Origin of the sequence: Roseateles cavernae, from assembly GCF_040187885.1 — a bacterium.
GTDB lineage: Bacteria > Pseudomonadota > Gammaproteobacteria > Burkholderiales > Burkholderiaceae_C > Roseateles_E > Roseateles_E cavernae.
The window spans coordinates 680,685-696,235 of record NZ_JBDPLH010000002.1; the positions used below are offsets into that span (position 1 = coordinate 680,685).

The 15,551-nt window shown below is 69.7% G+C and carries 17 protein-coding genes; 10 read left to right on the forward strand and 7 right to left on the reverse strand.

Annotated elements, in window-relative coordinates:
• Positions 1 to 9: 9 nt before the first annotated feature.
• From ABGI63_RS10070 to ABGI63_RS10095, 6 genes are all read left to right on the forward strand, one after another.
• The gene (locus tag ABGI63_RS10070) at positions 10 to 453 is read left to right on the forward strand and encodes an acyl-CoA thioesterase (protein ID WP_432767392.1); all 444 of its coding nucleotides are present in this window, start codon (positions 10 to 12) and stop codon (positions 451 to 453) included.
• On the forward strand, positions 450 to 1,163 hold the full coding sequence (locus ABGI63_RS10075; RefSeq protein ID WP_349742290.1) for a nitroreductase: 714 nt from the start codon (positions 450 to 452) through the stop codon (positions 1,161 to 1,163). The genes ABGI63_RS10070 and ABGI63_RS10075 overlap by 4 nt, the downstream gene beginning before the upstream one ends.
• A 5-nt stretch (positions 1,164 to 1,168) precedes the next feature.
• Entirely contained in the window at positions 1,169 to 2,566 is a 1,398-nt protein-coding gene (locus tag ABGI63_RS10080; protein WP_349742291.1) for a sodium:proton antiporter, read from the forward strand.
• A gap of 28 nt (positions 2,567 to 2,594) precedes the next feature.
• Complete coding sequence (locus tag ABGI63_RS10085) at positions 2,595 to 3,590, forward strand: 2-hydroxyacid dehydrogenase (RefSeq protein WP_349742292.1); 996 nt, start codon at positions 2,595 to 2,597, stop codon at positions 3,588 to 3,590.
• Positions 3,587 to 5,611, forward strand: a complete 2,025-nt coding sequence (locus ABGI63_RS10090) for a 3'-5' exonuclease (protein WP_349742293.1) — start codon at positions 3,587 to 3,589, stop codon at positions 5,609 to 5,611. Before ABGI63_RS10085 ends, ABGI63_RS10090 begins: the two co-directional genes overlap by 4 nt.
• Before the next feature lie 163 nt (positions 5,612 to 5,774).
• The gene (locus tag ABGI63_RS10095; protein ID WP_349742294.1) at positions 5,775 to 7,790 is read left to right on the forward strand and encodes a putative bifunctional diguanylate cyclase/phosphodiesterase; all 2,016 of its coding nucleotides are present in this window, start codon (positions 5,775 to 5,777) and stop codon (positions 7,788 to 7,790) included.
• 22 nt (positions 7,791 to 7,812) lie between these two features.
• Here the strand turns inward: ABGI63_RS10095 and ABGI63_RS10100 are convergent, their stop codons facing one another.
• The gene (locus ABGI63_RS10100; protein WP_349742295.1) at positions 7,813 to 8,736 is read right to left on the reverse strand and encodes a LysR substrate-binding domain-containing protein; all 924 of its coding nucleotides are present in this window, start codon (positions 8,734 to 8,736) and stop codon (positions 7,813 to 7,815) included.
• A gap of 129 nt (positions 8,737 to 8,865) precedes the next feature.
• Here ABGI63_RS10100 and ABGI63_RS10105 point away from each other — a divergent pair, with 129 nt between their 5' ends.
• The 3 genes from ABGI63_RS10105 to ABGI63_RS10115 are packed head-to-tail and all read left to right on the forward strand — an operon-like array spanning position 8,866 to position 11,856.
• A complete protein-coding gene (locus ABGI63_RS10105; protein ID WP_349742296.1) occupies positions 8,866 to 9,840 on the forward strand; it encodes a Bug family tripartite tricarboxylate transporter substrate binding protein in 975 nt (324 codons plus the stop codon).
• A 13-nt stretch (positions 9,841 to 9,853) separates the two neighbouring features.
• Complete coding sequence (locus tag ABGI63_RS10110) at positions 9,854 to 11,017, forward strand: CaiB/BaiF CoA transferase family protein (RefSeq protein ID WP_349742297.1); 1,164 nt, start codon at positions 9,854 to 9,856, stop codon at positions 11,015 to 11,017.
• The gene (locus ABGI63_RS10115) at positions 11,014 to 11,856 is read left to right on the forward strand and encodes an HpcH/HpaI aldolase/citrate lyase family protein (RefSeq protein WP_349742298.1); all 843 of its coding nucleotides are present in this window, start codon (positions 11,014 to 11,016) and stop codon (positions 11,854 to 11,856) included. The genes ABGI63_RS10110 and ABGI63_RS10115 overlap by 4 nt, the downstream gene beginning before the upstream one ends.
• Positions 11,857 to 11,899: 43 nt before the next feature.
• Here ABGI63_RS10115 and ABGI63_RS10120 read toward each other — a convergent pair whose 3' ends face one another.
• From ABGI63_RS10120 to ABGI63_RS10140, 5 genes are all read right to left on the reverse strand, one after another.
• The gene (locus ABGI63_RS10120) at positions 11,900 to 12,487 is read right to left on the reverse strand and encodes a DUF1877 family protein (protein ID WP_349742299.1); all 588 of its coding nucleotides are present in this window, start codon (positions 12,485 to 12,487) and stop codon (positions 11,900 to 11,902) included.
• 16 nt (positions 12,488 to 12,503) lie between these two features.
• Positions 12,504 to 13,130 (reverse strand): 3'-5' exonuclease, encoded by a 627-nt coding sequence (locus ABGI63_RS10125; RefSeq protein WP_349742300.1) that lies wholly within the window; start codon positions 13,128 to 13,130, stop codon positions 12,504 to 12,506.
• On the reverse strand, positions 13,127 to 13,402 hold the full coding sequence (locus tag ABGI63_RS10130; protein WP_349742301.1) for a VOC family protein: 276 nt from the start codon (positions 13,400 to 13,402) through the stop codon (positions 13,127 to 13,129). The genes ABGI63_RS10125 and ABGI63_RS10130 overlap by 4 nt, the downstream gene beginning before the upstream one ends.
• A gap of 135 nt (positions 13,403 to 13,537) precedes the next feature.
• Positions 13,538 to 13,945: a GNAT family N-acetyltransferase gene (locus ABGI63_RS10135; protein ID WP_349742302.1), complete on the reverse strand. Its 408-nt coding sequence runs from the start codon at positions 13,943 to 13,945 to the stop codon at positions 13,538 to 13,540.
• A 53-nt stretch (positions 13,946 to 13,998) separates the two neighbouring features.
• Positions 13,999 to 14,370, reverse strand: coding sequence for a hypothetical protein (locus ABGI63_RS10140; RefSeq protein ID WP_349742303.1), 372 nt, complete (start codon positions 14,368 to 14,370; stop codon positions 13,999 to 14,001).
• A 184-nt stretch (positions 14,371 to 14,554) separates the two neighbouring features.
• Here ABGI63_RS10140 and ABGI63_RS10145 point away from each other — a divergent pair, with 184 nt between their 5' ends.
• Positions 14,555 to 14,950: a VOC family protein gene (locus ABGI63_RS10145; protein WP_349742304.1), complete on the forward strand. Its 396-nt coding sequence runs from the start codon at positions 14,555 to 14,557 to the stop codon at positions 14,948 to 14,950.
• Here the strand turns inward: ABGI63_RS10145 and ABGI63_RS10150 are convergent.
• Positions 14,945 to 15,526, reverse strand: coding sequence for a P-loop nucleotide/nucleoside kinase family protein (locus ABGI63_RS10150; protein WP_349742305.1), 582 nt, complete (start codon positions 15,524 to 15,526; stop codon positions 14,945 to 14,947). The two genes, ABGI63_RS10145 and ABGI63_RS10150, sit on opposite strands and share 6 nt — an antisense overlap.
• Positions 15,527 to 15,551: the final 25 nt, after the last annotated feature.

Consider the following 15,551-nt stretch of genomic DNA (forward strand, 5'->3'; position numbering starts at 1 on the left):
ATGCGGGCCATGAGCGAGAACCGACTTAAGGCCGAGGGCCGCCAGGCCTATGCCCAGTTTGTCCGTCTGGGCACCCGCTGGATGGACAACGACATCTACGGCCATCTGAACAACGTCGTCTACTACAGCCTGTTCGACACGGCCGTCAACCAGTACCTGATCGCCGCCGGCGCGCTGGACCTCCATGGCGGCGCGGTGATCGGCCTGGTGGTCGAGACTCACTGCAATTTCTTCGACTCGCTGGCCTTTCCGCAGGCGATCGACGCCGGCCTGCGCGTGAGCCAGCGCGGCCGCTCCAGCGTGCGCTACGAGATCGGCCTGTTCGCCGAGGGCGCCGAGCTCTGCGCGGCGCGCGGCCATTTCGTCCATGTCTATGTGGACCGCGAGACACGTCGCCCGGTAGCCGAGCTGCCGGCCCCCTACCTTCAAGCCCTGCAAGGACTGAGCCCATGAGCCTGTTTGACAAACCCTCGCCCGAGGCCGCCGCTGCGGTCGATGCGGCCATCGAGAGCCGCCATTCGATGCGCGCCTTCCTGCCGACCCCGGTGCCGCGCGAGCTCGTCGAGGACATTCTGCGGGTGGCCTCGCGCGCACCGTCGGGCACCAACACCCAGCCCTGGCAGGTCCATGTGCTGACCGGCGTGGCCCGGCAGCGCCTGTCCGAGCGCATCCTGGCCGTCTACGACGACCCGGAAGAGCTGGCCACCCACAGCGAGGAGTACGCCTACTATCCGCGCGAATGGGCCTCGCCCTATATCGACCGGCGCCGCAAGGTCGGCTGGGATCTGTACGGCCTCTTGAACATCGCCAAGGGCGACAAGGTCCGCATGCATGAGCAGCATGGCCGCAACTACAGCTTCTTCGACGCACCGGTGGCCCTGATGTTCACGATAGACCGGGTGATGCAGCAGGGCAGCTGGCTGGACTACGGCATGTTTCTGCAGAACATCATGATCGCCGCGCGCGGCCGCGGCCTGCACACCTGCCCGCAGGCGGCCTTCACGCAGTTCCACCGCGTCATCGCCGAGGAGCTGCAGCTCAAGCCGACCCAGATGCTGGTCTGCGGCATGTCGCTGGGCCATGCCGACCCGGCCGCCACCGAGAACAGCCTGATCACCGAGCGCGAGCCGGTGGCCGGCTTCACCCGCTTCATCGAAGATTAGGACCCATGCGACGGCTCGCTGCGCTGGGCCTGGCCCTGCTGACCCCGCTGGCCCAGGCGGCCGATCTTGACGGCCGCGCCTTCGGCGCGCTCTGGGGCATCCCCTTCGCCGGCATGCTGCTGTCGATCGCCATCATGCCGCTGGCCCTGCCCAGGATCTGGCACCACCACTACGGCAAGATCGCCGCCGCCTGGGCGCTGGCTTTCTTGCTGCCTTTTGCCGCGACGCAGGGCCTGGGCGCCACGGCCGGCGTGCTGGCCCACACCCTGGTGGCCGAGTACCTGCCCTTCATCATCCTGCTGTGCGCGCTGTTCACCACCGCCGGCGGCATCTTTGTGCGCGGCAATCTGCACGGCAGCCCGGGCCTGAACGTGGGGCTGATGCTGATCGGTGCGGCGCTGGCCAGCGTGATGGGCACGACCGGTGCCTCGATGCTGATGGTGCGGCCGTTGATACGGGCCAATGACAACCGCCGCCATGTCGCCCATGTGCTGGTGTTCTTCATCTTCATCGTCAGCAATGCCGGCGGCTCGCTGACGCCGCTGGGTGATCCGCCGTTGTTCCTGGGCTTTCTGAAGGGGGTGGACTTCTTCTGGACCGCCCGCCACATCTTCCCCGAAACCCTGTCGCTGATCGCCGCGCTGCTGCTGATCTTCTATCTGATCGACAGCTACTGGTACCGCCGCGAAGGCGTCACCCGGCAAGACCCGACCCCCGATACTCCCGGCTTCGGCATCGAGGGCGGCATCAACTTCCTGCCGCTGGCGCTCGTCGTCGCGCTGGTGCTGATGAGCGGCCTGTGGAAGCCCGGCATCGCCTTCAGCATCCTCGGCACCGAGCTGGAGCTGCAGGCCCTGCTGCGCGACGCGGGCCTGCTGGCCGTGACAGCCTGGTCGCTGGCGATCACGCCCCGCGCCCTGCGCGAGAAGAACCAGTTCTCCTGGACCCCGATGCAGGAGGTGGCCAAGCTCTTCATCGGCATCTTCCTGACCATGATCCCGGTGCTGGCGATGCTCAAGGCCGGCGAGCAGGGCGCGTTCGCGGCCGTCGCGCGCGCGGTGACCGGCCCCGACGGCCAGCCGCTGCCCTGGGCCTATTTCTGGTTCAGCGGGGTGCTGTCGTCCTTCCTCGACAATGCACCCACCTATCTGGTGTTCTTCAATCTGGCCGGCGGCGACCCGCAGGCCTTGATGACGACGCTGGCACCGACCCTGGCCGCGATCTCGGCCGGCTCGGTCTTCATGGGCGCCAACAGCTATATCGGCAACGCCCCCAACTTCATGGTCAAGGCGATTGCCGAGGATCGCGGCATCAAGATGCCCAGCTTCTTTGGCTATATGGCCTGGTCCGGCGCGGTGCTGGTCCCGCTGTTCGTGCTGATGAGTTTCATCTGGTTCCGCTGACGCGGGCCTATCCACAGGAGACAAGACGATGACTGACAAGCCCAAGGTGCTGGTGGCGCGCAAGACCTTCGACGACGTCGTCGAGCGGCTGCGCGCGCATTTCGATGTCAAGAGCAACGAGGCCGACGAGGTCTGGTCGCAGGACCAGCTGATCGAGCGCCTGCAGGGCGTGGCCGGCGTCTACATCACCGGCTCCGAGAAGATCGACGCGCGGCTGCTGGACGCCTGCCCGGACCTGCGCGCGGTCTGCACGATGGCGGTGGGCTACAACAATATCGATGTGCCGGCCTGCAGCGCGCGCGGCGTGCTGGTCAGCAATGCGCCCGATGTGCTGACCGAGACCACGGCCGACTTCGGCTTTGCGCTGATGATGGCCACGGCCCGCCGCATCACCGAGAGCGAGCATTTCCTGCGCCGTGGCGAGTGGAGCAAATGGAGCTATGACATGTTCGCCGGCAGCGATGTGCATGGCGCGACGCTGGCCATCCTGGGCATGGGCCGCATCGGCCAGGCGATCGCACGGCGCGGCCATCTGGGCTTCGGCATGCCGGTGATCTATCACAACCGCTCGCAGCTGGCCCCCGAGATCGCCGCGCCGCTGGGCGCGCAATGGGTCGAGAAGGACGAGCTGCTGCGGCGGGCCGACCATCTGATCATCGTCGTGCCCTACAGCCCGGCGGCCCACCATATGGTCGGCGAGCGCGAGCTGGCGCTGATGAAGCCGAGCGCGACCTTGACCAATATCGCCCGCGGCGGCGTGGTCGACGACGCCGCGCTGGCGCGCGCGCTGGCGGCCGGCACGATCGCCGCAGCGGGCCTGGATGTGTTCGAGGGCGAGCCCCAGGTGCATGCCGACCTGCTGGCCGCGCGCCATGTGGTGCTGACCCCGCATATCGCCAGCGCCTCGATCCCGACCCGGCGCGCGATGAGCCATCTGGCCGTCGACAATCTGATCGCGGCGCTCAGCGGTGGCACGCCGCCGACCGCGCTGAACCCCGAAGTGCTGAACAGGTCGCCCGCTTGAGCCTCCCAAAAACCGCCCGCTTTGTCACCCAGGCCTTCGCGCCGACCGAGGAGCAGCTGCGCATCCAGACCTCGGCCCAGCCGACCCTGCTGATCGAGGCGGCCGCCGGCGCGGCCAAGACCAGCACGCTGGCGCTGCGCATCGCCGAGTCGCTGGCGCTGGGCACCGACCCGCGCTCCATGCTGGCGCTGACCTTCACGCCCACGGCGGTGCTGGCGCTGCGCCAGACCCTGCGCCTGATCGGCGTGGCGCCCGAGCCGCTGGCTGCCTTGCGCATCGAGAGCTGCGATGCCTATGCCACGGCCGTGCTGAAGCGGCTGGAGGGCCGCGATGCGCGCCGCCCGGTGCAGTCGCTGAGCCGGCCCGAGCAGCTCAAGCCCCATGTCTGGCAGGCCGTCGCCGACGCCGCCGACAATCCCGTAGAGCGCTACCCCGAGGAACTCAATCCCCCCACCTATGGCAGCGATGCCTATGTCGGCCAGTTCCTGCGCCGCATCGAGGGCATCAAGGGCCGGCTCTTGCTGGAGCTGCACCCGGCCGACAGCGGCGACAGCCCCGACTACGCCGCCGACGAACTGGGCCTGGACTATGGCCTGCTGCGCATGCTGCGCAGCTACGAGGCGCTGCGCTGGCCGGCCGGCGAGGACCATCCCTTGTTCCGCGGCCCGCTGGACGCCAGCTACGACCTGGCCCGGCTGCTGCTCGACCCCGACACGCCGGCGCTGCCGCTGGGCGATTTCGACGAGCTCTTCGTCGACGAGATGCATGACTGCAACGAGGCCATGTTCACGATCCTGAAGGCCTTGCTCAGGCGCGAGCCGGCGCCGCTGTTCTGTGCCGTCGGCGACCGCCACCAGGTCATCCACCAGCACAGCGGCGCCGATGCCCGCTTCATGGGTCAGGCCCTGGACCAGGAAACCGGCCGCAGCGTGCAGCGCCTGCCGCTGAGCCAGAGCTTCCGCTACGGCGCCAGCGTGGCCGGCTGGATGAGCCGGCACACCGGCAAGCCGGTGCGCGCGGCCGCCGAGCGCAGCACCGAGCTGCAGACCCTGAGCTATGGCGGCCCCGGCGAGCCCGACCAGCCCAGTTGCGAGGAGGTGCTGGTGGCCGCGCTGCAGCGCTGGCGCCGCGAGCAGCGCCGCGAGGCGGTGTACGCCAGCTGCGCGGTGCTGCTGCGCCACGAGTCGCAATCGGTGCTGATCGAGAACGCGCTGCATGCCCACGGCATCCCCCACCGCTTCATGGGCTTCGGCAGCTATCTGCAGCGCCCCGAGGTGCTGTTCGTGCGCAGCGTCTACGCGATCGCCAGCGGCCGGCTCGACACGCTGGGCGGCGCCGCGACGCGCGCGCTGATCCCGGCCGCGCTGTTCGAGATGACACAGGCCCGTATCGTCGACGAGGACGACCCCGACCACGAATCGGCCGATGCCTTTGTGCGCGAGGCCGCCGGCCATGCGGCCGAGAGCGAGCGCGTGATCGAGAGCCTGTTCAGCGGCCATGTGATGGCGCGCTCGCCGGCGCCGGTGCGTCGCCGCCTGGAGCTGGCGCTGGCCAGCGCGCGCCAGGGCGAGGGTTTCGAGGCTTTTCTGGCCGCGCTGGACATGCCGGCCTTTGCCCGTGCGGTCTTCGTCGAGCAGCAGCGCCGCGACGAGGTGCAGCGCCATATGCAGGGCCTGCTGGCGGCGGCGCGCCAGCAGGACTCGGTGCTCGAGTTCTTCCGCCGGCTGCAGGCGCTGGACGAGGCCAATGCCCAGCGCCTGGCCGAGCATGCGGCCGGCAAGGTGCGCTCCAACAAGCTGGCGCTGCCGGCCATCACGCTGGCCAGCGCCGCCCATGTCAAGGGCCTGGAATTCGAGCATGTGCTGCTGCCCTATCTGGAGCAGGGCGTGTTTCCGCAGGCCCGCGCCGAGCTGGCCGACGAGCGCAATCTCTTCTATGTGGCCGTGACCCGGGCCCGCCAGCGCCTGAGCCTGATGGTGCCGGCCGCCCGGCCCAGCGCTTTCCTCGCGGCGCTGCCCTGAGACCACAGCCCCCGAGCACGGGGTGCCGCCGAGGGTCGGGTCTTGATATATTGGCGCCAATGACACCGTTGTCAGCAACAGAACACATACCGAATTGATCGGGTGGGCCGCGTGAGGGGCCAGGTCTTGACCGGGCCTGGTCGTGGTGCCCCCGGTGCACCCTATGACCGCTGCGAGCTCCTGGATCCTGTTGTTGGCGGGGCGCCTGCGCGCCTGGGTGATGGCCGAGCCGGCGCCCGGCCGCGCCGGCCCGGCCGATGTGCAGCTCAGCGCGCTGCGCGTGATGCTGCTGGCCTGCGCGGTGCTGGGCGCCGGGGTCGGGCTGCACAGCGCGGTGCTGGCGCTGCGCCTGGGCAAGCCCTGGGCGGTGGTGATCGTGCTGCTGGTGCTGGGCCTGCTGGGCGCATCGATTGGCCGCGCGCGCCAGCGCAGCCGGGGCGGGGTGTTGCTGCTGCTGGCGGCCATCTATATGGCCGGGCTGGGCATCACCGTCTCCACCGGCAGCCAGCCCGAGCTCTCGCGCCTGGGCTATGTGGTCAGTTATATGACGCCGATGGTCGCGGGCCTGCTGCTGAGCTGGCGGCTCGGGCTGGCGCTGATGCTGTTCAACAGTCTGTTCTTCCTGTTGGCGGTCAGCGGCTTCCAGGCGCCGCAGCTGCCGCAGCAGCAGGTGCGGCTGCCGGGCTCGCTGTTCTACGTGCATGCGGCGCTGTTCATGTTCTTCAATCTGTGCCTGCCGCTGGCGGTGTTCCGCCTGGTGGACGGCATGCGCCGCACCGAGGCCCAGCTGCGCGGCTCGGTGCGCCGCGAGGCCTGGGCCACCTGGCACGACCCGCTGACCGGCCTGCCCAACCGCGGCCATTGCATCCGCAGGCTTCAGGCCTGCTGCACGGGCGCCGCGCCGCCGCTGGCGCTGCTTACGCTGCGCCTGTGCAATCTGCGCCAGCTCAATGCGCGCTACGGCGTCGCCGCCGGCGACGAGCTGCTGCGGCATTTCGTGCGCCAGCTGCGAGCTGTGCTGCCGGCCGGGGCCCGGGCGGCGCGGGTGCGCGGCTCGGTGATCGCGCTGCTGCTGCCGCTGGCGGCCGACTCGCTGGACGAGGCCGCGGTGCTGGCGCTGGTGGCCGGCCTGCGCGCACGGCTGCCTCAGCATGGCCAGGCGGCTCAGCAGAGCGTGGCGCTGGAGCTGGCCTTCGGCCTGGTGACCAGCGCCGATCTGCTGGCGCGCCAGCCCGGTGCCGACGGTGCCGAGCTGCTGCGCTGCGCCGAGCTGGCGCTGGACATGGGGCAGGACCCGCGCTGGCGCGAGACCCATGACGGCCTGGTGCTGCTGAACGCCGCCACCGCGCGGGCGGTGGCGCGCAGCATGGCCATCGAGGCCGAGCTGCCGCAGGCGCTGGCCGGCCAGCAGCTGCACCTGCTCTACCAGCCCAAGCTGCGCCCCGATGGCCAGCTGCTGGGCTTCGAGGCCCTGGTGCGCTGGACCAGCCCGGTGCTGGGCGCGGTCTCGCCGGTGGACTTCATCCCGGTGGCCGAGGCCTGCGGCCTGGTGGGCGGCATCAGCGACTGGGTGATCGACGCGGCCTGCGCCCAGCTGGCGCAGTGGCGGACCCAGGGCCTGCCGGTGGAGCGCTGCCATCTGGCGGTCAATCTCTCGGCCCGCGATCTGGAGCGGGATGAGCTGTTCGCCATCCTGCAGGCCGGCCTGGCCCGCCACGGCGTGCCGCCGGCGCAGCTGGAGCTGGAGGTCACCGAGTCGGCGCTGGCGCGCCAGCCGGCCCAGGCGCTGCAGCAGCTGCAGCGCCTGCACGAGGCCGGTTTTCGCATTGCCATCGATGACTTCGGCACCGGCTATTCCTCGCTGGCCAAGCTGGTGGATCTGCCCATCGATGTATTGAAGATAGACCGCAGCTTTCTGCGCAGCCTGCCCGGCGACGCGCGGCGCGAGCGGGTCGTGCGCTCGGTGGTGTCGCTGGCCCACAGCCTGCGGCTGCAGGTGGTGGCCGAGGGGGTCGAGACCGTGCCGCAGCTGCTGTTCCTGCAGGCGCTGGGCGTGCAGGGCCTGCAGGGCTATCTCTACGGCCGGCCGGAACGGCCCGGGCATTGGGAGGCGCTGATACGGCAGGGCAGTCTGAAGGACCTGTCGGACACGGTGCCGGCGGCGCTGAGTCCGGCCTGAGTCCTGGGGCCCTGGCCCGACGCTAGGGCCGGACCGGACCCGGCCACACCGTCCCGTGGTGCGTGCAGATGCGCGCGATCAGCTCATGGGCATAGGCCGGCAGGCGCTGGCCCTGGCGGGTCAGCAGATAGCGCTGGCGCAGCGCCCAGTCGTCCTTCAGCGCCACCAGCGCGATGCCCATGCCGGCGGCCTGATGACGCTGCGCCGCCGATTCCGGCGCCAGCCCCAGGCCGACACCGGCCTCAACCATGCGGCACATCGCATCGAAGCTACTGACCTGGACGCGCAGCTTCGGTGCCGCCATGCCCATCTCCTCGACCACGCGGGTCAGGAAGCGCGCGATCGTGCTGTCCTCGTGCATGCCGACAAAGGCCTCGCCCAGCACCTCGGCCAGCGCCACCTTGGCGCGCCGCGCCAGCCGATGGCGGCGCGCGCAGACCAGCACCAGGCGGTCGGTGGCGAAGTGGAAGGCGTCCAGCCCCTGCGGATCGACGGCCCCGGCCGCGATGCCCAGATCGGCCCGGCCCTCGCGCACGCCGCGCGCGATCTCGTGGTTGGCATGCTCCTTCAGCCCCACGGTGACACGCGGCTGCGCGGTCAGAAAGCCGGCCAGGATCTCGGGCATGAACTCGGTCATCGCCGTGGTGTTGGCGAACACCCGCACATGGCCCTGCAGGCCGCCGCCATACTCCTGCAGCTCGGCGCGCAGCGACTCGGCCTGCTGCAGCATCAGCCTGGCGTGGTGGGCGAAGGCTTCGCCGGCCGGCGTCAGCCGCACGCCCCGCGCCTGCCGCTCCAGCAGAGCCATGCCGGCCTGCTCCTCGATCGCGCGGATGCGGGTGCTGGTGGCCGTCAGCGACAGATGAACCAGCGCGGCGGCATGGGTCAGATTGGCCTGCTCGGCCACCACGACGAACAGACGCAGATCGCTCAGGCTCAGACGCATCGCAGAGGTCTCCGGCGCTCCTGGCTTCCGGAAATCGGAAGCCTTGTCTCCAAACATTGGCATTGTTGCGCAGGCCGGCAGCGGCCAAGATCCTGGCATTCCAACCCCACCGAGACACGGAGACAAGCCATGACATCCCACCAACTGATGCGTCGCACGCTGTGCGCGGCCCTGCTGGGCCTGTGCGGCGGCGTGGCGCTGGCCAGCGACTACCCGGCCAAGCCCATCACCCTGATCGTGCCGCAGAATGCCGGCGGCACGAACGACATCGTGGCCCGCATCGTCGGCCAGCGCCTGGGCGAGACGCTCAAGGGCACGGTGGTGGTGGAGAACCGGGTCGGGGCGGGCGGCAATATCGGCACCCAGCTGGCGGCCCGGGCCAGCAAGGACGGCTACACGCTCTTGATGACCATCAGCAGCAGCCAGGCCATCAACCCGGCGGTCTACAAATCGCCGGGCTTCGACCCGGTGAAGGACTTCGTGCCGATCGCGCTGGTCGGCTCGGTGCCCAATGTGCTGGTGGTGACACCCGGTTTCGCGGCCAAGAACCTGGACGATTTCCTGAAGCTGGTGAAGGCCAAGCCCGGCGTCTATCAATACGCCTCGGCCGGCAACGGCACGCTCAACCATCTGCTGGGCGAGATGCTCAACAGCATGGGTGGCCTGGACATCCAGCACATCCCCTACAAGGGCGTGGCGCCCGCGCTGACCGATGTGATCGGCGGCCAGGTGCCGATGGCTTTCGCCAGCCTGCCCTCGGTGCTGGGCTATCTGAAGAGTGGCCGGCTGCTGGCCCTGGGCGTGAGCTCGCCGCAGCGCTCGCCGGCCCTGCCCGAGGTGCCGGCCATCGGCGAGAAGGTGCCGGGCTATGCCGGCACCCTGTGGGTGGGGCTGTTCGCGCCGCGCGGCGTGCCGGCGGAGGTGGAGCGCCGCCTCGGCGAGGCGATGGCCAGCGTGCTGCAGCATGGCGAGACCCGTGCCGCACTGAGCGCCCAGGGGGTGGAGCTGGCCAGCGCGACGCCGGCCCAGTTCGCCGCGCTGCTGCAGGAAGACATCGCCCGCTGGGGCAAGCTCGTCAAGAGCTCCGGCGCCAAGATCGACTGAGGGGCCGCCCATCATGAGCACCGAACGCCCCCGCCCGCTCGATGGCATCACCGTCGTCTCGCTCGAGCACGCGATTGCCGCGCCGTTCTGCACCCGCCAGCTGGCCGACCAGGGGGCGCGGGTCATCAAGGTGGAGCGCGCCGGCGACGGCGACTTCGCCCGCCATTACGACAGCCGGGTGGCCGGGCAATGCTCGCATTTCGTCTGGGTCAATCGCTCCAAGGAAAGCCTGGCGCTGGACCTGAAGAGCCCGGCCGCCGATGCCGTGATGCAGGCCCTGCTGGCCAAGGCCGACGTGTTCGTGCAGAACCTCGCGCCGGGCGCTGCCGCGCGGCTGGGCCTGGATGCCGCGACGCTGCGCCGGCGCTACCCGCGCCTGATCGTCTGCGACATCTCGGGCTATGGCAACGACGGCCCCTACCGCGACCGCAAGGCCTATGACCTGCTGATCCAGGCCGAGGCCGGCTTTCTGTCGGTCACCGGCACGCCCGAGGATCCGGTCAAGGCCGGCGCCTCGATCGCCGACATCGCCGCCGCGATGTATGCCTACACCAACATTCTCTCGGCCCTGCTGCTGCGCGCCAGGACCGGCGAGGGCTCGCACATCGATGTGTCTATGCTGGAGGCGCTGAGCGAGTGGATGGGCTATCCGCTGTACTACGCCTACCAGGGCGCGAGCCCGCCGCCGCGCCTGGGGGCCGCCCACGCCACCATCTATCCCTACGGTCCCTTCCAGGCCGGCGACGGCCGCACCGTGATGCTGGGCCTGCAGAACGAGCGCGAATGGCAGGCCTTTTGCGCGCTGGTGCTGGAGCAGCCCGGGCTGGCCGGCGAGCCGCGCTTTGCCAGTAACGCGGCCCGCAACAGCCACCGCGAGGAGCTGCGCGCGCTGATCCTGGCCTGCTTCGCGACGCTGAGCAGCAGCCAGCTGCGCGAACGCCTGGACCGCGCCCAGATCGCCAATGCCGATGTCAACAGCATGGCTGAGCTGTGGGCGCACCCGCAGCTGGCCGCCCGCCAGCGCTGGACCGAGGTCGACTCGCCGGCCGGCCCGATCAAGGCGCTGCTGCCGCCGGGCGCCAATGCGGCCTACAGCCCGCGCATGGAGGCCATTCCAGCGCTGGGCGAGCACAACGAGGCCATCCTGCGCGAGCTGGGCCTGGAGGGCGGGCGATGAACACCGGCCTGCGAGCGCGCCCGCTGGCCCAGGTGCGCAGCCTGCTGTTCGTGCCCGGCAACCGGCCCGAGCGCTTTGCCAAGGCCCTGGCCAGCGGCGCCGATGCCGTGATCCTCGATCTGGAAGACGCCGTGCCGGCGGCCGACAAGGCGGCGGCCCGTCTGGACATCGCGGCGCAGTGGCCGCAGCTGCAGGTCCAGGGCCGGCCCCTGCTGCTGCGCATCAATGCCGAGGGCGGCGCCGACTGGCCGCTGGACCTGGCGCTGCTGGCGCGCCTGCCGGGGCTGGCCGGCGTGATGTGCCCCAAGGTCGAGTCGGCGCTGGCGCTGGCGCGGCTGGCAAAGGCCTGCCCCTTGCCCCTTCTGCCCCTGATCGAGTCAGCGCGCGGCTGGCAGGCCCTGGCCGAGATCGCCACTGCGCCCGGCGTGCTGCGCCTGGTGCTGGGTCATATCGACTTCATGGCCGATACCGGCATCAGCTGCGGCGCCGACGAGGCCGAGCTGGCGCCGCTGCGCTTTGCGCTGGCGATGCAGACGCGGCTGGCCGGCCTGGCGCCGGCCATCGATGGCGTGACCGTGCAGACCGACGATGCCGAGCGCCTGCTGGCCGATTGCCAGCGCGCGCGACGCTACGGCTTTGGCGCCAAGCTGTGCATCCATCCGCGCCAGATCGACGGCGTGCATGCGGGCCTGCGGCCCGGCAGCGCCGAGCTGGCCTGGGCCCGCCGCGTGGTCGAGGCGGACGCGGCGGCCGGCGGTGCGGCCCTGCAGCTGGACGGCCGCATGATAGACCGGCCGGTGGTGCTGCAGGCACAGCGCTGGCTGGCGCTGGCGGAGTAGCGCTGCGGCTCGGCGGCCAGCATCGCCCGGCTGGCGCCGTCGCTCAGCTGACCTGGATCACCGCGCCCAGCCCATGCCGGGCGGTGTGCTGGAAAAAGTCCTGCAACTCGGCGAAGTTCTCGCTCAGATAGGCCTGGGACTCGGCGTCCTGGCGTCGCCACAGCGCGCTGAGGTAGGCGTCGTCCATATCGACGCGCTGGCTGACCTCGATCAGTGCGGCCGCGTCGATGCCGGCGTAGGCGGCGGCGATGCGCGCCATCGCGGCGCTGCGCAGGCAGAGCGCCGGCCCGTAGCCGACCTCGATCGCGCCGATCGGCTCACCGTCCTCGAAGAAGTTCGGCGCGCCCGGCGCCAGCGCCTTCAGGCAGGTGTTGATCCCGTCCCAGGACTTGTCGAGATCGAGCATGCGCATCTCCTGCTCGGCAAAGTTCAGCGACGGCACCGGCGGCGGCGCTGCGGCGGCCTTGCCAGTCAGCCGGGCCCAGAGCGAGGGCCGGGCGTTGAAGCCGATCTCGCGCAGATAGACGGCCTCGTCTTCCGGTTCGAGCAGGCGCCAGACCAGCGGTGGCTCGGCCTGCAGCCGCTCGACGTGGTGATCGGCGACGGCATAGGCGAGAAAGCAGACTCCCATGATCGATTCCCTCCGTTCAACTGTGTTGTTGTGGCGAATGGGGCGCCGCCGAGCCCAGCGCCCGGAACACCTGCAGCGCGGCGAAGGCGTCATTGGCCGCGTAAGTCAGCTGGCTGGGGCTCAGCGTCGCGGCGGCCCAGTTCGAGGTGGTGGCCTTGCGCGACTTGCTCAGGCGCTGGCCCAGCACGGCGGCCACCGCCGCCTTGACGCCCAGGTCCTGCCGGTAGCCCAGCTGCTGGCGCAGCAGCCGCGACAGCTCGACGCTGCCGCGCAGCTGCAGGCCCAGCTTGCGCAGCAGCGGGCCGCGGTCGGAGTCCAGGCCGAAGCCTATCTTCAGGATCTCCTCGGACTCGATGACACGCTTCAGGAAGTCCAGCGGCGGCCGGGCGTCGATCTGGATGATGAAGGCGCGCTCGCTCAAGGCAATCTGGATCAGGTGCGGGCCGTCGGAGACGGCCTCGCGGGTGAAGGTCGGCTTGCTCTCGGTGTCGAAGCCGATCTGGCGTTCGCGCCGGATGTCCGCCTCGGCCGCCGCGAGATCGGCCTCGCCGCGCAGCAGATGGATGCGCTCCAGCGTCAGGCCGGGGAAGGGCGGCAGCAGCGCGATCTCGTCGCGGGTCGGGTGTTCCTTGCGTGGGCTCATGGTGCCGCCCCGGGGCCCAGGTCGCCGTAGCGCCCGGCGATCACGACGGTATAGCCATCGGGATCCCGCAGCCAGACCTCCCGGTGCCCGGCAAGCGGGTTGACCTTGGGCGCCTCGAGAACCGTCGCGCCCAGCGCGGCAATGCGCGTGATCGCCGCGTCGAAGGCCTCGGTCTGGAACCACAGCACCGCGCCGTTGCCATAGGGTCTGAGGTCCGGATCGCCCAGATGGGGATGCTCATGGGCGTCCCAGTGATGCAGCTGCAGAATCATCACGCCGCCATGCACGATCTGCTCGTACTCTCCGGCCCGCCATGCCCGCTCTCCGCGCCCAGCACGGCCTGGTACCAGCGGCTGCTGGCCTGAACATCTTGAACGGTGATCAGCGGTTGTGCGTTCATGTTCTTTTCAGCGCTTGCGCCGGATGACGAAAGCATTGTCGGCGAGCTGGAAGCCCAGCGCCGGGTAATAGGACATGGCATTGGGCGCGGCAAGCAGGATCAGCGACACCTCGTCGCCAATCAGCGCTTGGGTACGCTCGACCAGCGCGCGGCCGATGCCCAGGCCTTGGTAGTCCTTGTCGACGGCGAGATCGGACAGATAGCAGCAGTAGGCCTGGTCGGTCAGCGAGCGAGCCAGGCCGACCAGCCGGCCCTCGACCCAGGCCGACAGCACCAGGCTCGGCGCGGCAAACATGCGCGCGATACGCGGCAGATCCTGGGTCGGGCGCTTGATGCCCGAGCGATCGAAAACACGCGCGACATCGACGGGATCGAGAGGGTGCTCGTGGCGGTACTCAACAAGAGGTGTGGTCATCGGATCGGTGAGTTGCGTTGTTCGGTCGCCTGGCGAGTTGTGTTCCGGGCTGTTCAGGGTGCGTCCCGGGCCATCAGCACCAGCACACCGACGAGTATGAAGACCGGCCAGGACAGGTGCCGGCCGCGGGTGAAGTACAGCGGGAAGGCGGCGGACAGCAGGGCGGTGATGCCGACCACGGTCAGGACCTGGTCGCGGCCGATCTCGCCCTGGCCGGCGGCGAAGACCAGCCAGGCCAGGCCCCACCAGGCCACCGTCGTGAGGTGCCAGGCGAAACGCAGCGTGCCTACCGTGAACGCGGTGCCGCCCAGCAGCTTGGGCAGCAGCTCCTGGCGCTTGAACAGGCGCATCAGCAGATAGCGTTCGCCGAGATAGGAGTGGGCGAGGCCGGTGAGCAGCAGCAGGGCGGTGGCGACGAGAAGCATGGAGGGGTGCGGCCAGGGTGGATGGTCGGGCCGACGTTAACCGAGCTTCGGGTCATCCGGGAGGTCGGCAGGGCGCTCTTTGAACCAGCCGTTTTCCGTCCTATGCTTGGCTGCTGGTCCGGCGCGCCTGGGTGGCTCGGCCGCCGCGCTGCCAGCCTCTGAGCGCTCGGCGAAAGGACTGCATATGCTGGCAAATGCTGCGGTGACGACGATGCTCCCGGTCATCGACATGGCCCGGGCGCGTGAGTTCTACGAGATGCGCCTGGGGCTGGTGCCGGGCGGGCTCAGGCCGGACGGCAAGTTCGTCTACCGGGTCGGCGGCAGCACGCTGGCGCTGTTCCCGAAGCCGGACGGTACCAAGGCCGAGCACACCGCGATCAGCTTCCAGGTGGCGGACATCGCGCTAAGCATCGAGGCCTTGAAACGCTCGGGCGTCGTGTTCGAGGACTACGACTTCCCGGACTTCAAGACCGTCAACCATGTCTGCGTGCTGGGTGCCGAGAAGGCGGCCTGGTTCAAGGACACGGAAGGCAATTACCTGTGCCTGCATGAGGATCTCGTCCCGGCGCCTCGCTCATGAGGCGTGGTGGATCCTGATGTTGAAGCCCTCGGCCGCTTCCGGCGCCTGGAAGAAGGACGAGACGTGGTGGAAGTCCTCCTCGCTGAGCTGATGGGAGCCTTCCGGCCGCTCGATATTGCGCTGGGCGATGCGGGCCAGGCAGGTCTCGTCCGAGGTCCTCAGCTCATGCAGCAGATGAGCGGCGCCGGCCTGTTCGAACAGGGAACGAAACCAGGCGCGGCCGGGCTTGGTATTGGCCTGGAAATCCAGCACCACGGAGTTTCCGGCGCGCAGCAAGTCCACGGCCAGCGGTCCGATCACGCTCTTGAGCTTCTTCGAGAATCGGATGTAGTCATCGAAGGTCTGCATCTGATCGCCAAACAGACGCATCAGCCAGATGTCTTCGGACAACAGGATCGCATCGAGCTCCCGCGCGAGCTTCGCGGCGGCGGTGGTCTTGCCGGCCCCGGCTTTGCCGCAGAAGAAGTGGAGCGTTGGGCTGGTGCTTGGCATGGCGGCGATCGTTGTGCGGGTACAGGCCTGATGACGCTGGGTGGCTAGCCGGCGCGACACGACACTATCGAGCCTGATCTGCACATCAGTCTAGGCGCAGACGAGCTTG